We start from the raw sequence: 18,103 nt of genomic DNA on the forward strand, positions 1-18,103 counted from the left end.
TACCCCGATCGATCGGCGCAGCCGATCGCTGCGGTCCGCAGATCGCCGTTGATGGTCCGTCAGCCACGGGGTGTGATGGACGGCGAGAGCGAAGGACCGACGAACGGAAGCGGTGAACGGCTGTGATGACCTCGCACGATCTGGACGGCACTCCCACGGTGACCCTGGCGGTGGTGTACCACTCCATCCACGGACACACCGAGGTGCTGGCCGAACACCTGGCCGCCGGGGCCCGGTCGGTGCCGGGGGCGGAGGTGCACCTGGTGCCGCTGCGCGCCGAGGACGTCAACGCCGGCCGCTGGTACGACCCGGAGGTGATGGCCCTGCTGGAGCGGGCGGACGCGATCGTCTTCGGGTCCCCGACCCTGATGGGCAGCGTCTCGGCGGTGTTCAAGGCCTTCATGGAGGCCGCCTTCACCCCGTTCACCACCCAGGCCTGGAAGGACAAGCTGGCCGGGGCCTTCACCATGTCGGCCTCGCAGAGCGGCGACAAGCTCACCGTCCTGGAACAACTCGCCGTGTTCGGCGCCCAGATGGGCATGCAGTGGGTCGGCGTCGGCGACATGCCCGGCAACAACTGGAGCGGCGGTACCCGCGACGACCTCAACCGCCTCGGCTCCTGGCTCGGCCTGATGAGCCAGAGCCACGCCGACCAGGGCCCCGAGAGCGCCGGCTCCCGCGGCGACCTTCTCACCGCCGAACGCTACGGCGAGCGGATCGCCCGCCTCACCCAACGCTGGGTCAACGCCGTCCCCTACGAGACCCCGCGCATGACCGAACACGAAGCCCGCGCGCTCTCCGCCTCCCTCCGCGCGCCCGGCTCCTGAACAGCACCTTCGGCGGGGACCCCTCGGGCCCACCCCGTAGCAGGCCGGGAGCGCGGTCCGATCACCCGCTCGCGGCGAGGGCGGCCACGGCGAGGGCCGCGGCGGTGCCGATGGCGGTGCTGATCGCGGCGTCGTCCGCGCCGGGGGCGGAGCGGGTGAAGACGGCGGCGGCGTAGTGGCGGCCGTCGGGGAGGGTGATCACGCCGGCCTCGTTGCGGACGACGCCGAACAGGCTGCCGCTCTTGGCGGCGACCCGGGCGGGCGGGCGGAAAGCGGCGGCGAGGCGGTGGCGGGTGAGTTGACGGGCCATCACCGAGCGGACCCGGGCGCAGGCTTCGGCGGGCCCGGCGCGGTCGGTCCAGATCAGGGTGAGCAGGCGGGCCATGTCGCGCGGGGTGGTGCGCAGCGGAGTGCGGCCCGGGTCCAGTACGCGAGAGGTGGCCAACAGCCGCTCCGCCTCGGTGTGTTCGGCGGCGGTGGCGGTGGGGGACCAGCGCTGGAGGTCGGCCCAGTCGGCCCGGCCGAGGTCCTCGCCGACGGTGTCGAGCATGGTCCGCAGGTCGGAGCCGAGCACGGTGCCGGCGAGGCCCAGCCGTTCGGCGGTGGCGTTGACGGAGGCGGTGCCGACCCGGCGCAGCAGCTCGTCGGTGGCGGGGTTGTCGCTGACGGTCAGCATCAGCACCACCAGGTCCCGCAGGGAGAGTTCGACGTCGTCCGCCAGCAGCGAGAGCCCGGTGGGCCCGTCGGTCCGCTCCCCGGCCCGCAGCACCACCCGCTCGCGCGGGTCGAGCCGGCCCTCGGCGAACCAGGTCTCGACCTCCAACGCGATCTGCACCTTGCTCACCGAAGCCGCCACCACCGGCGCCTCGGCGTCGAGCGCGACCTCACCCTCACCGCCGACCTCCAGGACACACAGCGCGCCCTCGCAGCCGGCCGCCTCGAACACCGCTCGGATGTCGTTCCCCGTCATGGCGCCGATTCTGCCGGACGCCCCCGCCCGGGGGTGGGGGCGGGGGCGAGGGGGTCAGGACAGCTGGGCGTCCGAGAGGGGGCGGACCGTCGCCAGCGTGGTGACCTCGGGGGTGGTCACCGGGGGGACCGTGCGGGTCTCGGTGCGGTCGGCGTAGCGGAGGAACTGCGGGAGGCGGTCGACCCGGCGGAGGTGACCCTTGATCAGGGCCAGGCCGTGGACGTGCTCGCCGTCCTCGCGCCAGCAGACCAGCGGGACGCGGTAGGTGTCGCCCTCGGGGGTGCCGAAGACCGCCTCGTAGGACTGGGCGTCGAGCAGGCTCATGCCGCGCCCTCCTTCGGGGAGACCGAGAACAGGTGGCCGTAGTCGGTGACGGCGGCGGCCAGGTGGGCGGCGTCCGCGAGGTGCAGGGCGTGCCACATGAGGACCTGGTTGGCCGTCAGGACGTGGAAGCCGAGCTCCTCCTCCAAGGGCCCGATGGTGCCGACCGCGCGGATGCCGTTGCCGGCCACCAGGACGGCGTCCGGGCGGTACGCGGCGACGGTGGTGCGGATCCAGGCGGAGAGGTTCTCCGGGGTGATCGCCTTCTGGTTCGAGGGCAGCCCGCACGGGCCGTGGTGGATCACCTGGTAGCCGAACTCCTGGAAGTAGTCGGCTCCCTGGGTGGAGAGCGCGTCGTCGAACCAGGGCGGGTTCACCACCGCGATCCGCCGGGCGCCTAGTGCGTCGAAGGCGGCCCGGGCGGCCTTGGTGGTGCCGGTGAGCGGCAGTCCGCGGGTGACCGGCAGCAGCCGCTCGTAGAGCTCCTGCTCGCCGGCGGCCTTGAGCGCGTACGAGGAGGAGGTGAACCCGAGGGTGAGGGCGTGCAGCGGGGAGGCGGCCAGCAGCTCGACCGCCTGGTCCAGGTAGGGGGCCTGGACGAAGGAACGGATCGGGTCGTGCGGGATCTTCTCGTCCATCTCGCCGCCGGCCCGCATCGCGGCGAAGTGGATCCGGGAGCCGTGGATGGTCACCGACTCCGGTGCGAGGGCCTGGAGTTCGGCCTCCGGGCCGACGTCGGCGTGCGGGACGACGACGCCGATCCGGGTGGAGGCGTCCCAGCCGTCGACGGGCGGGGGAGTGCTGCTCATCGTCGCTCTCCTCAGTGGGTGGGGGCGGCGGCCTCGTCGGCCAGCCGTCCGCCGGACACGGTGCCGGTGCCGGTGTCGTCCAGGAACTTGGGGTGCTTGCGGCGCATGTTCGCCAGCACGAAGTCGTACGGCAGGTCGTCGAAGGCGCCGTGGTCGGTCAGGAACTCCATCGAGCCGCCGCCCTCGGCGGTCGGGTGGTACAGGCTGTCGGTGCGGCCGTCGAACTCCAGCGGCTGCATGCCGTAGAGCTTGCAGAGCAGCTTGTTGAAGACGGGAGTGGCCTTGACCCACTTCCCCTCCAGGTGCACCTGGGTGAGCGAGTGGAAGAACACGTCGCTGCCGATGTGCTCCAGCAGCCGGGGCGAGGCGAGGTGGTTGCGCACGTCGCTGTAGAGCAGCCGGGAGGGGATGCCGACGGCCCGGACGGCCGCGGCGTAGAGCACCGACTTGTGCATGCAGAAGCCGGACTTGGTGGTGACGGTGTTCGAGGCGCGCAGGCCCTCGGGGGTCAGCGGGGCGCCGTAGACCTCGTAGAAGACGCCGTCGCGGACGGCGTAGTAGAGCTCGACCGCCTTGGTGACCGGGTCGGCGGAGCGGTCCTTGACGGCGTGGTCGATGAAGGCCTGCACCTGATCGGTCTGGTGGTCCAGGAAGGCGGTGGGGAGTATGAGGTGGTCCAACTGCTCGGTCATGACGGGAAGTTCCTCTCGGAGGGCCCTCTCAGAGCCCGAGAAGGGTGGCGATCCGGTTGCGCTGGATCTCGGAGGTGCCGGAGTAGATCGTCCCGGCGATCGAGTTGCGCAGGTCGCGCTCGATGCCGTACTCGGTGAGCACGCCGCGGCCGCCGTGGATCTGCACCGCGTCCAGCGCGGTCTGCAGGTTGGCCTCGGAGACCACGGTCTTGGTGGCGGCGAGGTCGAGGGCGGAGTCCTCGTTGCGCTCCACCTTGGCGCCGGTGTCGGTCAGCCACTTGCGGGCGGTCTCGATCCGGATCTTCATGTCGGCGATCTTGTGCGAGACGGCCTGGTAGTCGCCGATCGGCCGGCCGAACTGGTGACGCTCCTTGGCGAAGGCGATGGTGGTCTCCAGCCGCCTGGTCATCTCGCCCAGGGTGAGCGAGAAGCCGAACAGCACCTCGCGCTTCATCACGTGGTCCAGCACCAGGAAGCCGGTGCCCTCCTGGCCGACCCGCTGGCGGACCGGCACCCGCAGGCCCTCGAAGGAGAGGGTGCCGACCGGGCTGGTGCGCAGACCGATCTTGTCCATCGCGGGCCCGACGGTCAGACCGGGGGTGCCGGCCTCGACCAGCAGGGTGGTGAGGCCGAACGGGCCGGGCCTGCCGGTGCGGACGTAGAGCAGGAAGAGGTCGGCTACCGGCGCGTTGGTGATGAACATCTTGCCGCCGTCGACCACGTAGTGGTCGCCCTCGCGGCGGGCGGTGGTGGTCAGGTTCATCGCGTCCGAGCCACCGCCGCTCTCGGTGATGGCGTGTGCGGTGACCGCCTCGCCGGAGGCGATCCGGGGCAGGTGCTGCTCCTTCAACTCCGGGCTTCCGAAGCGTTGGAGGGGCACTCCGACCGAGACGATCTGGGTGGAGGCGGAGAAGGAGAGCCCGGCGTCGTGCGAGACGTACCCGAGGCCCTCCAGGGCGCGCATGGTGGCGGTCAGGCCGTGGCCGGCGCCGCCGTACTGGGTGGCGACGTGGGTGCGGAGCAGACCGGTCTCCCGGAGCACCTCCCACTTGTCGCGCGGGAACTCCCCGGCGGCGTCCGACTTCGCCAGGTCGGCGTTGAGCCGGTCGGCCCAGGGCGCGGTGAGCTGGTACAGGTCCTCGGTCACGTCAGGCTCCTCGGGTGGGTCGCGCGCGGTCCGGGTCCGCCGGCCGCTCGGGTCGGGCCCGCCGCCAGGGGGTGCGGCGGGCCCGGGTGCGGGGCGGATCAGTACTGCGAGAACCCGTCCTCGGAGAGGGTGTGCTTCTCGGTGCCGACGATCGGCGGGTTGAAGATCGAGACCAGCAGCAGGTCCTCGTCGTCCGAGGCGATCAGGTAGTGCGGGTCGTGCTGGTCCAGGACGTAGATGGTGCCCTTGGTGATCTTGTGACGGGTGCCGTCCTTCTCCACGACCTCGCCGGAGCCGCCGACGCAGTAGCAGGCCTCCAGGTGGTTGCGGTACTGCAGCGCGCTGGAGGTGCCCTTGCGCACCAGGGTGTCCGCGACGGCGAAGCCCATGCCGTCGGACTTGGTGAGCAGGCGGTGGCTGGTGCCGTTGCCCCACTCGACCGGGGCGACGTCATCGAGGCTGCGAACGAACATGTCTGTCTCTCCTATGCGAAACGCGGAAGGTGTTCCGTGTGGGTGGTGGGGGTGCCGGTGGAACGGTGGAACGGTGACGCGGTGGAACGGAGGGTGCGTCAGACGGTGGCGGGGCTGTGCTCGAGGATCAGCGCCACCATGGAGTCGATGGTCCGGAAGTCGTCGGGGGTGAAGTCCAGGTCGTCGACGGGGAGTCGGTAGGCCTCGGTGAAGTGCGACAGCAGGCGCACCAGGCCCAGGCTGTGGAGCACGCCGGACTCGATCAGGTCGTAGTCGCCCGTCAGGTCCGAGGCGTCCTCGCCGGCCAGGAACTCGGCCGCGACGTAGGTGCGGACCTCGTCGGCGATCTCGGTGCTGCTGCTCATGTGTCGCTCTCCTTCAGGCGGTTCTGCTTGATGAGGTTGCGGTCGGGCTTGCCCGTCGAGGTGCGGGGCAGGGCGGTGCCGGTGACGTGCACGGAGCTGGGGATGGCGTGGCGCGGAAGGTGGCGGCCCAGGTGGGTGCGCAGCCGCAGACCGGTGAGCGGGGTCCCCGGCCGGTGGGTGACGTGGGCGTGCAGGCGGACCCCGGCCTCCGGGTCGGGCAGCGGGACCACCACCGCCTCGGCGACGTCCGGGTGGGCGGCGATGACGTTCTCCACCTCCTGGAGGTTGGTGCGGATGCCGCGGACCTTGACGTGCCAGTCCGCGCGCCCCTCCAGGAAGTGACGGCCGTCCGGGGCCCGGCTGACGATGTCGCCGGTGCGGTAGAAGACCTTGCCGTCGAGCTCGGTGAAGGCCGCCGCGTTCAGCTCCCGGCGCAGGTAACCGGTGGTCTGGAACGGTGTGCTGACCAGCAGCTCGCCGCTCCCGGGGCCGGTGATCCGCCGGCCGTCCGGGTCCAGGACCAGGGCGTCGGTGCCGCGGATCGGCCGGCCGATCGGCATCGGGCCGGACAGGTCGGCGAGGTCCAGCCGGTGGATGAAGGAGTCGTTGGTCTCCGTGCATCCGAACACGTTGTGGAACGCCGCCCGGGGGAAGGCCGGTGCGGTGCGGCCGAGCAGTTCGGCCGGCATCCGGTCGCCGGTGAAGACGGCGTGCCGGACGGTGCGGAAGACCCCGGCCCGCTCGAGCATCAGCCGGTACATCATCGGGACGCCCTGGAGGAAGCTGACGCCGTGCCGGGCCACCAGGTGGGCCAACTGCTCGCCGTCGGTGGACCGTTGACGGTCGACCAGGACCACGGTGGCGCCCAGCCGGAGGAAGGCCCAGACGTCCAGCAGGGCGAGGTCGAAGTTGAGCGGGGCGTAGGACAGGGCGGTGTCGTGGGCGGAGAGCCCGAACTCCTCGGTGGCCCAGTCGGCGAAGGCCTCGAAGCCGTCCTGCTCGATCGGCACGATCTTCGGCGTGCCGGTGGAGCCGGAGGTGGTCAGCAGCAGCCTGCTCCGGGCCGGGTCCGCCACCGCGAAGCCCTCGGCCTCCAGCTCGTCCGCCGCGACCGGGGCGGCGGCGAGGGCGCCGTTCTCCTCCGCGGTGAGCACCCGCACCGCCCGGGCCTGCCGGGCGAGGCGGTCGAGCACCTCGCGGCCGAGGTCGGGCGAGGGGGCCAGGGCGACGTGCCCCCGGCCGGCCAGGGCCAGCAGAAGGGCGACGGTGCGCGGCGTCTTGTGGGCCGGCACGCAGACGGTGCTGCCTTCCGGCAGCGCCAGCTGTGCCAGTTTCCTGCTCAACTCCTCTGTGAGAGTGAGCAGTTGGCCGTAGGTGACGGCCTGATCGTGGTGGTGGAGTGCGATCTGGTGGGGCCGAGTGCGGCCGTGGGAGGCGACGGTCTCGGCGAGGCGGGACGATGGCACGGCGGGATTCCTCGCGGTCGCAGCCTGGGGCAGTCGGGGTGCCGTTCGGCTGTTCGAATCGTGCGCTGTCGAGAGAAAAGTTAGCCGAGCAGGTACATGCTTGGTCAAGCATCCACTTGGCGAAGTGGTTGTGACGCGGACCACTCAACTTGCTTGTGCAAATAAAAATGACCCCGAACGCCGAGGCGTTCGGGGTCGGGCACGAGGCCGGGCGGTCAGCCCTGGGCCGCGCGCAGTGCCTGGACCGTGGGGCCCAGGGCGGGGTCGGCGGTGAAGGTGTTGAGCGCGGAGGAGAGCACCTCCGCGTAGGTGGCCCTGGCCGCCTGGTAGCGCTGGCGGCCCTCGTCGGTGATGACGGCGTAGACGCCCCGCTTGTCCGACGGGCACAGGTCCTTGAACGCGAAGCCGGCCGTCTCCAGGCGGCCCACCAGGCGGGTCACCGAGGACTGGCCGAGGCCGACCTTGTCGGCCAGGTCCTGCATGCGCAGCTCGCTGGTCGCGGAGTGCTGGAGGTGCTCCAGGGAGCGGTACTCGGACAGTCCTATCCCGTGCCTGCGCTGCAGGGCCAGGGCCAACTCGCGCTCCACGTAGGAGTGCAGCGTGAGCACGCGGTTCCACACCGCGTGGTCGGAGGTGGGTAGGGACACGGGTGGAGAGTTCGCCATGGTGCCTCCTCTGGGGTTGCTGCGGTCTCCCGGGAATGATACATGCTCATGCAAGTTTCTGGGCCGGGCGGTCGGTTTTCCGGCCCGCGTACTGACGGAGCAGCCCCCGGACAACATCGGGAAGGGGTGCTTCCGGGCATTCGGATTTGACGGAGTGGTGGCACTACTTTCCGCCGGTGGAAAACGGCGCGGACGTTCTTTACTGTGAGGGAAGCCCGAATTGACGCCGCGTTTGAGCAGCCACGGGAGGGACCAACGACATGAGCAGGCGGGATCCCGTCGCCCAGTTCTCGGACCAACTGTTCGCCCACTTCCGCAGATCCGACCAGCGCAGGTGGGCACACGCGTATGTGTACGGCCTGCTCGGCACCTCCGGCAAGAAGTCGGTGCGCCGCCTGGCCGAGCTGGCCAGTGACTCGCCCACGGCGGCGCAGGCGCTGCACCAGTTCGTCAACGAGAGCCCCTGGGGCTGGGAGCCGGTCCTCGACCGGCTGAGACAGTGGACCGAGGACCGGGCCAGACCGCGGGCCTGGACGGTCGCCCCGGTGGTCCTGCCCAAGCGCGGGGACAAGTCCTGCGGTGTTCACCGCCGCTTCGTCCCCGGCGCCGGACGCACCGTCAACTGCCAGGTGGGCACGGCCGTCTTCATGTCCACCGACGTGGGAGACCTCCCGGTCGGCTGGCGGCTGCTGCTCCCCGAGTCCTGGACGGGCGGCGCGCTGCGCGAGCAGGCCCGGATCCCGTTCGCGGTCACGGCCACCACCGAGGAGGAGGTCCTGCGGCTGGTCGACCTGACGGTGGGCCGCTCGCGCCACGCGGCCGTGCCGCTGGTGGTGGACCTCGACGGATACCTGGATCCGGCCCCGATCGCGGAAGGGCTGAACCGGCGCGGTCTGGAATTCCTGCTGGCGATTCCGGACGGATTCCCGCTGGCCCCGCTGGACGTCCGCGCCTGCAATTCCGGACGGGCCGTGATGCCCGCGGTGCGGATCCTCGCCGACTGCGGCGGAGGCGATCCGGCCGCGTCGGGGCGGGTGGGGGAGCGGGGTGGTCTGGTGCAGGTGCCCGGAGTCACCGCGGCCGCCGGCCGGGCCCGGCTGCACCGCGTGTTCAGCCGGCCCGCGCTGCGCGCCAAGGAGCAGGACCAGCTCTGGCTCACCAACATGGTGAGCCGTCCGGCCGGTGAGCTGCTGGCCTACGCGGAGCGCCGGCCGGCCGCGGACGAGACCGTCCTTCAGCTCCAACGGGCCTTCGGGCTAAGGGACTTCGAAGGGCGGTCCTATCCGGGCTGGCATCACCACATGACGCTGGTGGCGGCGGCCTTCGCCTACAGCAGGCTCGCCGCCGCCCCCGTCGCCGAGGCCTCCGAGGACGTCCTCCGGGCCGCCTGAGCTCGGTGCTTGACAGTAAGATGCTTGCTCATGCAAGCTTTATTCATCGCAGAGCCCCAGTCATGGGGCCCTGCGCGAGAGATGAAGATGCATATACATGCAAGTGCTTCGGCTATGACCAGGGGGAAGCATGCGTCACTCCGAGATCTCGGAGAGCGAGCTGACCGAGTACGTCCGTGAGGCGGTCCGGATCAGTCGTGAACACGTGGCCAGGGGCGGCATTCCGTTCTCCGGGGTCGTCGTCAATCACGGCCGCATCCTCGGCACCGGCTTCAACCGGGTGCGGGAGGACAACGACCCCACCGCGCACGCCGAGGTGGTGGCACTACGCCAGGCGGCCGGCACCTACGGCCTGCACGCCACCGCGGGGGCCACGCTGATCGCCTCCGGCGAACCCTGCGCCCTCTGCTACATGGCCTCGCTCTACTTCAACGTGTCCCACATCGTGCACGCCGTGGACCGCCTGACCGCCGCCCGGTACGGCTTCGACTACACCGGCTCGTACTCGATCTTCGCGGACGACCCGGAGAGCTGGCCGCTGCGCGTCACCTCGCTGCGCACCCCGGGCGACACCGAGCCCTTCGAGGACTTCCTCCGCCTGGACCGCACCGACCTCAGCACCGCCGACCGCACCACCACCCGCACCGCCGACCGGGAGCGACCGTGAACGAGCTGGAGAACGAACCCGCGGCCGAGAAGGTCCGGATCAAGGTCTGGTCCGACTACGTCTGTCCGTTCTGCATGCTGGCCGAGGGCCCGCTGCACGAGGCCACCCAAGACCTCGACGTCGAGATCGAGTGGATGCCCTTCGAGCTGCGGCCCCACCCCACCCCGACGCTGCGCCCCGAGGACGCCTACCTGCCGGCCGTGTGGGCCAGGTCCGTCTACCCGATGGCCCGTCGGATGGGCGTGGACATCACGCTGCCCACCGTCTCGCCGCAGCCGTACACCCGGCTGGCCTTCGAGGGCTACCAGTACGCCGCCGAGCACGGCCGGGCGGCCGAGTACACCCCGCGCCTCCTCCGGGCCTTCTTCCAGGAGAACCGGGACATCGGCCGGACCGAGGTGCTCGCCGACATCGCCGCCGAACTCGGCCTGGACGCCGAGGAGTTCACCCGCGCCCTGGCCGAGGGCAGCTACACCGAGGCCCACCGGGAGGCGCTGCGGACCGCCGAGGCGTACCGCATCTCCGTCGCCCCCACCCTGATCATCGGCGAGCGCCACCGGATCGAGGGCGTCGCCACGGCGGCCCAGATCCGCAAGGCCGTGCTCGACGTCCAGGCCGAGCAGGCCGTCGCGAGCGGAGCGGCCTGCGGCATCGACGGCTGCTGACCGGCACCCGGCCCCAGCCGATCCGCACCCCCTGCTCCCCGTGCTCCACCCGCGCCACCGGTTCGACCTCCCCAACTCCCCAGCAGCGAAAGGGCATCAGCCATGCAGTGGCTCTACCTCGGCATCGCGGTCATCTTCGAGATCGCGGTGGCCATCGCGGCCGGCAAGGCCGAAGGCTTCAAGAACCGCCCGTGGACCGCCGCCACCCTGATCAGCGGCGCGATCGGCACCTACTTCCTCAGCAAGGCACTGCAGACCTTCAACGTCGGTGTCGGCTACGCCATCTGGACCTCCGTCTCCGGCATCGGCATCACCCTGCTGGGCGCCGCGCTGTTCGGCCAGAAGCTCAGCTGGCAGAAGGCGCTCGGCATCCTCGTCATCATCGCCGGCGTGGTCGGCCTCCAGCTCAGCGGCGTCTGAGCCCCCGCACCCCACTCCGATCCACCAAGAAGGGACCGCGCACATGTCCAACACCAGCTCCACTTCCGGATCGGCCAACTCGTGGCTGATGCTCCTCCTCGCCGGCGCGTTCGAGGTCGGCTACGCACTCTCGGTCGGCGGCAGTGACGGCTTCACCAAGCTCTGGTGGTCGCTGGTCGCGGTGGTGTTCTTCCTGCTGACCCTCTGGGCGCTGAGCGCCGCGCTGCGCACCATCGACGTCAGCATCGGCTACGCCGTCTGGGCCGGCATCGGTTCGGTCGGCGCCGCGCTGCTCGGGCCGGTGGTCTTCGACGAGCACCTCACCGTGGTGCAGGGCGTCTGGCTGGCCGTCATCATCGTCGGCGTGATCTGGCTCAAGCTCGCCGACCGGATGCAGGGCAGTGCCGCGGCGCCCGAGGTCGAGCAGCCGGCCCGGGCGGAGGCCCCCGTCCAGCCCGTGAAGATCTGACGGATGCCCAGCCCCGCAGCCGGGGGCCGTCGTCCGACCCGGTGGGCCGTCCCCGCGCAGCGCGGAGGCGGCCCACTGCCGCGTTCCCGCCCGGGGGAGTGAAAGCTTCATCCGTACGGGTGAGCGGCGCCCAGGGGCGCGTGCCGGATGGCCTACGCTCCCCCGGGGACGAGGACCGGAAGAGGGGTGCCGCCGTGGAGCTCTGGCTGCTCAACGGGATGGACACGGCGGCGCTGAGCGCGGTGGTGGTCGGCGGGATCGTGCTGCTGGCCGTGGCGGGCGCGCTGCTGACCAGGCGGCGGTTCCCGCAGACCGTGCACGGTGAGCACAACGAGATGGTCGGTGTGGTGCTCGGCATGTTCGGTGCGATCTACGGCATCATCCTGGCGTTCGTCATCGTCACCCTCTGGACCCAGCTGGAGACCACCAACTCCATCGTCGCCTCCGAGTCCACCGCCGCCGCCTCGCTGGTGCGCAACGTCCGCGCCCTTCCCCCGCAGGAGCAGGACCGGGTGAACGCCGCGATCGGCGGCTACCTGCACGCGGTGGTGGACGTGCAGTGGCCGCTGATGCGCGAGGGCGAGCCCAACTTCGAGTCCACGGCCCGGAGTCTGGACGCGGTCTACGACGCGCTCCAGTCCTACGAGCCGCAGACCGAGACCCAGCAGACCTTCTACGAGCTGGCCGCCGGCAACCTCAACGAGGTGGTCGCCCAGCGCCGGGCCAGGATCACCATGGCCACCCAGCAACTCCCGCTGCTGCTCCAGGTGCTGGTCTTCGGCGGGGCGCTGGTGATCATCCCGCTGACCTTCCTCTACGGCGTCCGCAGCCGGCGGATGCAGCTCCTCTTCGTCGGCACGGTGGCCGCGCTGGTGGGCTTCAGCCTGCTGCTCACCCTGGTGCTCGACCGTCCGTTCTCCGGTGAACTGAGCGTCAGCCCGGCGCCCTACAAGGAGGGCGCGCTGGCGCAGTTCTGGTACGGGCAGCCGGGCGCCGGGTCCGTGGTCGCGCGCTGAACCGCGCCGCCGCCCGGGAGGTGCGCACCCGCCGGGCTGCCGGGCGGTGTCGCTCCGCCGCGCTACCGTGGGCCGCATGAACGATCACAGGGCCCGGCCCGCCGGCGGCGGGATGCTGACGGGCGTGGCCGGGGCGCTGCTCCCGGCACTGGGGCGGATCACCGTCAGCGGTGCCGAGCAGCTCGCGGAGGGCGGCGCGCGCGGCCTCATCCTGACGGCCAATCACACCTCGCTCGCCGACCCGGTGCTGATGCTCGGCGTGCTGGGGCGGCTGGGCGTACGGCCGGTGGTGCTGGCCACCGCCGGGCTCTGGAAGGTCCCGGTCCTGGGCCGGGCCCTCGTCCGGGAGGGTCACGTCCCGGTCCACCGGGGCACCGCCCGCGCGGGGGACGCACTGGTCGCCGCCGGGGCGGCGCTGGCGGCCGGACGCTGCGTACTGCTCTACCCCGAGGGCGGCCTGCCCCGCTACCGGGCCTCGGCCGACCGACCGCCGCGCCCGCTGAAGTCCGGCGCGGTCCGCCTCGCCGAGGCCACCGGCGCCCGCCTGCTCCCGATCGGCCACGCCGGTGCCCGCCGCGTCGCCTCCGGCGGCACCGCCAAACAGCTCGCCGGCTGGGTCACCGCCCCGCTGCGCCGCCCCCGCGTCCACGTCCACTTCGGCACCCCCCTCCACCCCGACCGGGACGGCGCCCTCGAAACCGCCCTGGCCGAGGCCTGGAGCTCCGCCGTCCGCGCCCTCGACCCCACCGACGTCCCCGACCTCTACCGCTGACGGGCGCGGCGGCAGTTACTTGACACTCTCAACCATTCAGGTCTACGGTCGGTGAAGTACTTGAGGAACTGAAACATCGAGTGCCTCAAATCTTTATGCACAGGAGTGTCACCATGAAGGCCATCACCTACCGTGCCTACGGCGGAGCCGACGTCCTCGAGTACGGCGAGGTCCCGACGCCGAAGGTCGGCCCGGACGCGGTGCTCGTCAAGGTCCGCGCCGCCGCGGTGAACCCGGTGGACTGGAAGATCCAGGCCGGCTACCTCGACGGGTTCCTGGACGCGGTCTTCCCGGTCATTCCGGGCTGGGACGTGGCCGGTGTGGTCGAGCAGGTCGGCGTCGGGGTGACCGAGTACGCAGTCGGCGACGAGGTGATGGGGTACGTGCGGGAGGACATGGTCAGCCGCGGCACCTTCGCGGAGTACGTGGCCGCCCCGGTCCGGACGCTGGCGCACAAGCCCGCCGCGCTGAGCTTCGAGCAGGCGGCCGGTCTGCCGCTGGCCGGGCTCACCGCGCACCAGGCACTGACCCAGGCGCTGGCCGTCCGGGCCGGCGAGACCGTCCTGGTGCATGCCGCCGCCGGTGGCGTCGGCTCGCTCGCCGTCCAGATCGCGGTCGCCTTGGGCGCCAACGTGATCGGCACCGCCAGCGAGCGCAACCACGAGTTCCTGCGCGGCCTCGGCGCCGAGCCGGTCGCCTACGGCGAGGGCCTGGCCGAGCGGGTCCGCGCGCTCGCCCCGCAGGGCGTGGACGCCGTGCTCGACCTGGTCGGCGGTGACGCCCTGACCGTCTCCCCGTCGCTGCTCGCCGAGGGCGGCCGGCTGGCCTCCATCGCCGACGGCGCGGTGCTGGCCCTGGGCGGCCGGTACGTCTTCGTCCGCCCCGACACGGCCGGGCTGACCGAGCTCGCCGAGCTGGCGGACAAGGGCCTGCTCACCGTCGAGGTGGCCGCCACCTTCCCGCTGGAGCGGGCGGCCGAGGCCCAGCGGCTGAACGCCGAGGGCCACACCCGCGGCAAGATCGTGGTCACCGTCGCCTGAGCGGCGTGAGCCAGGGCCCGCACCGTCGCGACGCGGTGCGGGCCCTTCCGCATGCCGGGCCGTCAACGCCCTTGCGGAGGACGGAAATTCACTTGGGACGCGGTGGTCGGCCGACGATACTGACGCGATGTTCACCGACGCCGAAGCGGCCGCGCTCTACGACCAGCTGAACCCCTGGGACCCGGACCGCTGGCCGGGTGACGCCTTCTACGACGACCTGGTGGCCGCCGCGCCCTCCGTTCTGGATGTCGGGTGCGGGACGGGGCAGATGCTCCACCGCGCCCGCGAGCGCGGCCACACCGGTCGGCTCGCCGGGATCGACCCGGACCGGGCCGCGCTGGCGCGGGCCCGCCGCCGCACCGACGTGGAATGGGTCGAGAGGACGGCTGCGCAGTCGGCCTGGGACGCCGAGTTCGACCTCGCCACCATGACCGGCCACGCCTTCCAGTGCCTGGTCACCGACCAGGAGGTGACCGCCTCGCTGGCCGCCGTCCGGACCGCCCTGCGCCCGGGCGGTCGCTTCGTCTTCGAGACCCGCCACCCCCGGGCCCGCGCCTGGGAGGCCTGGAACCCCGCCAACGCCTCCGAGCTCACCACCGCCACCGGCCGCAGCCTCCGGGTCGAGCACCGCGTCGAGTCCGTCACCGGCGACGTGGTCACCTTCACCGAGACCACCGCCGAGGCCGGACGGGTCGTCCGCACCGACCGCGCGAGCCTGCGCTTCCTCGACGTCCCCGCCCTCGACGCCTTCCTCGCCACCGCCGGCCTCCAGGTCGAGGCCCACTACGGCGACTGGCACCGCGGCCCGATCACCCCCGACAGCCGCGAGATCGTCACCGTCGCCCGCCGCCCGTAGCCCGGTCCGTCCGCCGTGGCGGGGGCCGAGCCGGCGCCGGGAGTACCCACTTAATTGTGCGTACTGGGCAGGGGCGGGCGGGGCGCGCAGACTTGTGGGCAGAGGGGAGATGACAGCGGGTCAGGAGGCCGGACGTTCGGCCGCCGCTTCGGCGGCCAGCAGGTCGAGGCGCTCGTGGCCCAGGTCGGAGACCGGGCCGAGGGCGACCGAGAGGCGCCGGCCGAAGTCGGTGAGGGAGTAGACCGTCTTCAGCGGCAGCACGTCGTGCACCTCGCGGTGCACCAGGCCGTCGGCCTCCATCTCGCGCAGCGCCTGGGTGAGGACCTTCTCGCTCAGGCCGGGCAGCCGTCGGCGGAGTTCGGCGGGGCGGTGCGGGCCGGCCTCCAGCAGCCAGAGCAGGGACGTCTTCCACTTGCCGTCGATCACGGCGATCGCGGCGGTGACCCCGCACACGTTCGGGTCCACGGCCTGACTGCGCGTCATCTCTTCCCCCGAGGTTCTTCGTTGTCCACCACCATGTCTACAGGAGACGCCGTATGTCCACCAACCACGCCTTCCCGTCCGTCACCGTGCTCGGCCTCGGCCCGATGGGCCGCGCCCTGGCCGCCGCCTTCCTGGCGGCGGGCGTCCGCACCACCGTCTGGAACCGCACCCCCGGCCGCGACGCCGAGCTGCTCGCGGCCGGGGCGGCGAGCGCCGCGACGGCCGAAGAGGCGGTGGCGGCGAGCGAGTTGACCGTCGTCTGCCTGGTCAACTACGACGCCTCGGACGCGGTGCTGCGCCGCCCCGAGGTCGAGGCCGCGCTCAAGGGCCGCACCTTGGTCAACCTCACCGCCGACTCCCCGGACCGCGCCCGCGACACCGGCGCCTGGGCGGCCGGACACGGCATCGACTACCTGGACGGCGCCATCATGACCCCGGCCCCGAGCATCGGCGGCCCGGAGGCGGTCCTCATCCACAGCGGACCGGCCGAGCTGTACGAGCGCTACGCGCCGGTCCTGGCGGTGCTCGGTGGCACCCACACCCACCTCGGCGAGTCCATCGGTCGGGCGGCGGGCTTCGACATCGCCCTGCTGGACATCTTCTGGACCGCGATGGCCGGCTACGTGCACGCGTTGGCGCTGGCCAAGGCGGAGGGCATCAGCGGACGGGAGCTGGCGCCGTTCGCCCAGGGCATCGGGGCGATCCTGCCGCCGCTGTTCGCGGAGTTCGCCGAGGACTTCGACAGCGGGAGCTACTCCGGCGCGATCAACCCGCTCACCTCCGGCGTCTCCACCATGGCGCACGTGGTGCACACCGCCGAGGCGCACGGCATCGACTCCGGAGTGATGCGCGCCGCCGAGGGGCTCACCCGCCGCACCATCGCGCTCGGGCACGGCGCGGACGGCGTCAGCCGGCTCGCCGAGGTGCTCGGACGGCGCTGACCGCCGAGGTGCTCGGACGGCGCTGACCGCCGAGGTGGCGGACGGGAGTTCAGGCGATGGCATCGAGCTCGCTGAGCAGTGCGGACACCCCCAGGCCGGTGGTGAGGTACTGCACGAACACCTCGTTGTTCAGCGCCCAGGGCGAACGCCGCCGCCGGATCAGGTCGATCGCGTCGGGCACCCGGTGGCCCAGCCCCACCAGGGCCTGCGCGGTCACCAGCCCCGAGCGGTTGTAGCCGGAGTGGCACCGCACCAGCACGGTGCGGCCGCTCCGGACGGCGCCCGTCACCGAGGCCGCGAGGCGCTCCGCCGCCCGCAGCTGAGCACCCGTCAGCCGGGCGTCCGGCATCTCGGCCACCAGGTGCTCCACCCCCGGGGCGGGGCCGTGCCCAGGGCTGCGGTACAGACTCGCCACCAGGTCGAACTCGCCCCCGACCACCGCGAGTTGTAACTCCCCGGTCCGGTCGGTCCAGACGTGACCGCCCATCCAGAGCCCGGGAACGATCTCGTTCCACGGCTGCTCCGGCCCCGGCACCTCCCGGTCCTGCTGCCTCGTCCGCATCGTACGCATCCCTCCTTTCCGCCCCAACGGGGGAGCCTGCGCCGGAGTTCCGGGCTGTGGTTAGGGTGTCGGCATGGCGGATGACCTCGGCGCGGCGGCGCAGCGGACGGCGGACGGACTGGCGCGGGAACGGGTCGGAGTGGTGGTGGCCGCGCTGTCCGGCGGGGCGGTGGAGGTCCGGGCCGCCGGGGCGGTGGGGGTCGACGACGTCTTCGAGATCGGCTCGGTGACCAAGCTGTTCACCGCGCTGGCACTGGCGGCCCTGGTGGTGGACGGTGAGCTCCGGCTCGACCAGCCGCTGGCCGAACTCCTGCCGGAGGCGGGCCACTTGCAGCGGGACGGGGTCGCGGTGACGCTCGGTCAACTGGCCCAGCACACCTCCGGCCTGCCGCGCCTGCCGCACGGCATGATGCTGCGCGCGCTGCTCCGCCCCTCCACGCCCGACCCGTACGCCGGGCTGACCGAGCCGGTGCTCCTCGGCACCCTGGCCAGGACCCGGCTGGGCGCGGTGCCCGGCAAGCGGCACCGCTACTCCAACCTCGGCGCCGGACTGCTCGGTCTGGCGCTGGCCCGGCACACCGGCACCGACTACGAGTCGATGCTGGCCCGCCTGGTGACCGGGCCGCTGGGACTGCCCGGGGTGCGGGTGGTCACCGAACGGCCTCAGACCCAGGGCCACGACCGTCGTCGCCGTCCCGTCCCGGCCTGGGACCTGGCCGCGCTGGCCGGGGCGGGGGCGCTGCGCGCCACCGCCGGGGAGCTGGCCTCCTTCCTCGGGGCCCAGCTCGCACCGGAGCGCAGCGCCCTGCCCGAGGCGATCGCCCTCACCCGGAGCGTCCGCCACCCGCTGACCCCGTTCGCCCGGGCCCATCTCGGCTGGTTCGGCCAGGATCTGCACGCCAAGCTGGGCGGCGGCACCGAGCTCTGGCACAACGGCGGCACGGGCGGCTTCTGCTCCTTCGTCGGCCTCGCCCCGGAGCGCGGCACCGGTGTCGTGGTGCTGACCGACACCCAGCACTCGGTGGACGGACCGGCGTTCGCCCTGCTGCGGGAGCTCGCGTCCCGGCGAGCGGAGAACGACTAGCG

23 protein-coding genes are annotated in these 18,103 nt (G+C 72.2%); 12 read left to right on the forward strand and 11 right to left on the reverse strand.

All coding sequences use genetic code 11. The features are described 5' to 3' along the window. Nucleotides 1-125 precede the first annotated feature (125 nt). Nucleotides 126-827 carry a flavodoxin family protein gene (locus ACWEPF_RS28460; protein ID WP_452174783.1) on the forward strand — a complete coding sequence of 234 codons (702 nt, stop codon included), beginning with the start codon at nucleotides 126-128 and terminating at the stop codon, nucleotides 825-827. A gap of 61 nt (nucleotides 828-888) precedes the next feature. Here ACWEPF_RS28460 and ACWEPF_RS28465 read toward each other — a convergent pair whose 3' ends face one another. The 9 genes from ACWEPF_RS28465 to ACWEPF_RS28505 form a co-directional block, all read right to left on the reverse strand. Beyond that, nucleotides 889-1,797 (reverse strand): serine hydrolase, encoded by a 909-nt coding sequence (locus ACWEPF_RS28465; protein ID WP_452174784.1) that lies wholly within the window; start codon nucleotides 1,795-1,797, stop codon nucleotides 889-891. A 54-nt stretch (nucleotides 1,798-1,851) separates the two neighbouring features. Then, entirely contained in the window at nucleotides 1,852-2,121 is a 270-nt protein-coding gene (locus ACWEPF_RS28470; RefSeq protein WP_452174785.1) for a DUF6253 family protein, read from the reverse strand. Further along, nucleotides 2,118-2,927, reverse strand: a complete 810-nt coding sequence (locus ACWEPF_RS28475) for a maleate cis-trans isomerase family protein (protein WP_452174786.1) — start codon at nucleotides 2,925-2,927, stop codon at nucleotides 2,118-2,120. The genes ACWEPF_RS28470 and ACWEPF_RS28475 overlap by 4 nt, the downstream gene beginning before the upstream one ends. 11 nt (nucleotides 2,928-2,938) lie before the next feature. Continuing rightward, nucleotides 2,939-3,619: a transglutaminase-like domain-containing protein gene (locus tag ACWEPF_RS28480; RefSeq protein WP_452174787.1), complete on the reverse strand. Its 681-nt coding sequence runs from the start codon at nucleotides 3,617-3,619 to the stop codon at nucleotides 2,939-2,941. A 28-nt stretch (nucleotides 3,620-3,647) separates the two neighbouring features. Next, nucleotides 3,648-4,766 carry an acyl-CoA dehydrogenase family protein gene (locus ACWEPF_RS28485; protein ID WP_452174788.1) on the reverse strand — a complete coding sequence of 373 codons (1,119 nt, stop codon included), beginning with the start codon at nucleotides 4,764-4,766 and terminating at the stop codon, nucleotides 3,648-3,650. 98 nt (nucleotides 4,767-4,864) lie between these two features. Beyond that, complete coding sequence (locus ACWEPF_RS28490; RefSeq protein ID WP_345282915.1) at nucleotides 4,865-5,239, reverse strand: ectoine synthase; 375 nt, start codon at nucleotides 5,237-5,239, stop codon at nucleotides 4,865-4,867. A 98-nt stretch (nucleotides 5,240-5,337) separates the two neighbouring features. Then, entirely contained in the window at nucleotides 5,338-5,604 is a 267-nt protein-coding gene (locus tag ACWEPF_RS28495; RefSeq protein WP_345282912.1) for an acyl carrier protein, read from the reverse strand. Next, a complete protein-coding gene (locus ACWEPF_RS28500; RefSeq protein ID WP_452174789.1) occupies nucleotides 5,601-7,070 on the reverse strand; it encodes an AMP-binding protein in 1,470 nt (489 codons plus the stop codon). Before ACWEPF_RS28500 ends, ACWEPF_RS28495 begins: the two co-directional genes overlap by 4 nt. Before the next feature lie 215 nt (nucleotides 7,071-7,285). Further along, complete coding sequence (locus ACWEPF_RS28505; protein ID WP_380150314.1) at nucleotides 7,286-7,735, reverse strand: MarR family winged helix-turn-helix transcriptional regulator; 450 nt, start codon at nucleotides 7,733-7,735, stop codon at nucleotides 7,286-7,288. Between the two features lie 260 nt (nucleotides 7,736-7,995). On the opposite strand from ACWEPF_RS28505, the gene ACWEPF_RS28510 reads away from it, so the two are divergent. From ACWEPF_RS28510 to ACWEPF_RS28550, 9 genes are all read left to right on the forward strand, one after another. After that, complete coding sequence (locus ACWEPF_RS28510) at nucleotides 7,996-9,126, forward strand: IS701 family transposase (protein WP_452174790.1); 1,131 nt, start codon at nucleotides 7,996-7,998, stop codon at nucleotides 9,124-9,126. A 130-nt stretch (nucleotides 9,127-9,256) separates the two neighbouring features. Then, the gene (locus ACWEPF_RS28515; RefSeq protein WP_452174791.1) at nucleotides 9,257-9,793 is read left to right on the forward strand and encodes a nucleoside deaminase; all 537 of its coding nucleotides are present in this window, start codon (nucleotides 9,257-9,259) and stop codon (nucleotides 9,791-9,793) included. Continuing rightward, a complete protein-coding gene (locus ACWEPF_RS28520) occupies nucleotides 9,790-10,458 on the forward strand; it encodes a DsbA family oxidoreductase (RefSeq protein ID WP_452174792.1) in 669 nt (222 codons plus the stop codon). Before ACWEPF_RS28515 ends, ACWEPF_RS28520 begins: the two co-directional genes overlap by 4 nt. 102 nt (nucleotides 10,459-10,560) lie before the next feature. After that, nucleotides 10,561-10,878 (forward strand): DMT family transporter, encoded by a 318-nt coding sequence (locus tag ACWEPF_RS28525; RefSeq protein WP_345284374.1) that lies wholly within the window; start codon nucleotides 10,561-10,563, stop codon nucleotides 10,876-10,878. A gap of 43 nt (nucleotides 10,879-10,921) precedes the next feature. Beyond that, the gene (locus tag ACWEPF_RS28530; protein ID WP_452174793.1) at nucleotides 10,922-11,347 is read left to right on the forward strand and encodes a DMT family transporter; all 426 of its coding nucleotides are present in this window, start codon (nucleotides 10,922-10,924) and stop codon (nucleotides 11,345-11,347) included. A 194-nt stretch (nucleotides 11,348-11,541) separates the two neighbouring features. Next, complete coding sequence (locus ACWEPF_RS28535; RefSeq protein WP_452174794.1) at nucleotides 11,542-12,363, forward strand: bestrophin-like domain; 822 nt, start codon at nucleotides 11,542-11,544, stop codon at nucleotides 12,361-12,363. Between the two features lie 76 nt (nucleotides 12,364-12,439). Further along, nucleotides 12,440-13,135: a lysophospholipid acyltransferase family protein gene (locus tag ACWEPF_RS28540; RefSeq protein ID WP_452174795.1), complete on the forward strand. Its 696-nt coding sequence runs from the start codon at nucleotides 12,440-12,442 to the stop codon at nucleotides 13,133-13,135. Nucleotides 13,136-13,248: 113 nt separating this feature from the next. Beyond that, complete coding sequence (locus ACWEPF_RS28545; RefSeq protein ID WP_345281809.1) at nucleotides 13,249-14,175, forward strand: NADP-dependent oxidoreductase; 927 nt, start codon at nucleotides 13,249-13,251, stop codon at nucleotides 14,173-14,175. A gap of 127 nt (nucleotides 14,176-14,302) precedes the next feature. Then, nucleotides 14,303-15,031: a class I SAM-dependent methyltransferase gene (locus ACWEPF_RS28550; protein ID WP_452174796.1), complete on the forward strand. Its 729-nt coding sequence runs from the start codon at nucleotides 14,303-14,305 to the stop codon at nucleotides 15,029-15,031. 120 nt (nucleotides 15,032-15,151) lie between these two features. Here ACWEPF_RS28550 and ACWEPF_RS28555 read toward each other — a convergent pair whose 3' ends face one another. Continuing rightward, the gene (locus ACWEPF_RS28555) at nucleotides 15,152-15,514 is read right to left on the reverse strand and encodes a winged helix-turn-helix transcriptional regulator (RefSeq protein WP_452174797.1); all 363 of its coding nucleotides are present in this window, start codon (nucleotides 15,512-15,514) and stop codon (nucleotides 15,152-15,154) included. Nucleotides 15,515-15,567: 53 nt separating this feature from the next. On the opposite strand from ACWEPF_RS28555, the gene ACWEPF_RS28560 reads away from it, so the two are divergent. After that, nucleotides 15,568-16,455, forward strand: a complete 888-nt coding sequence (locus tag ACWEPF_RS28560) for an NAD(P)-dependent oxidoreductase (protein ID WP_452174798.1) — start codon at nucleotides 15,568-15,570, stop codon at nucleotides 16,453-16,455. Between the two features lie 49 nt (nucleotides 16,456-16,504). Here the strand turns inward: ACWEPF_RS28560 and ACWEPF_RS28565 are convergent, their stop codons facing one another. Next, the gene (locus ACWEPF_RS28565; RefSeq protein ID WP_452174799.1) at nucleotides 16,505-17,017 is read right to left on the reverse strand and encodes a protein-tyrosine phosphatase family protein; all 513 of its coding nucleotides are present in this window, start codon (nucleotides 17,015-17,017) and stop codon (nucleotides 16,505-16,507) included. A gap of 73 nt (nucleotides 17,018-17,090) precedes the next feature. On the opposite strand from ACWEPF_RS28565, the gene ACWEPF_RS28570 reads away from it, so the two are divergent. Continuing rightward, nucleotides 17,091-18,101, forward strand: coding sequence for a serine hydrolase domain-containing protein (locus ACWEPF_RS28570; protein WP_452174800.1), 1,011 nt, complete (start codon nucleotides 17,091-17,093; stop codon nucleotides 18,099-18,101). Nucleotides 18,102-18,103: the final 2 nt, after the last annotated feature.

Source organism: Kitasatospora sp. NPDC004289, assembly GCF_053602875.1.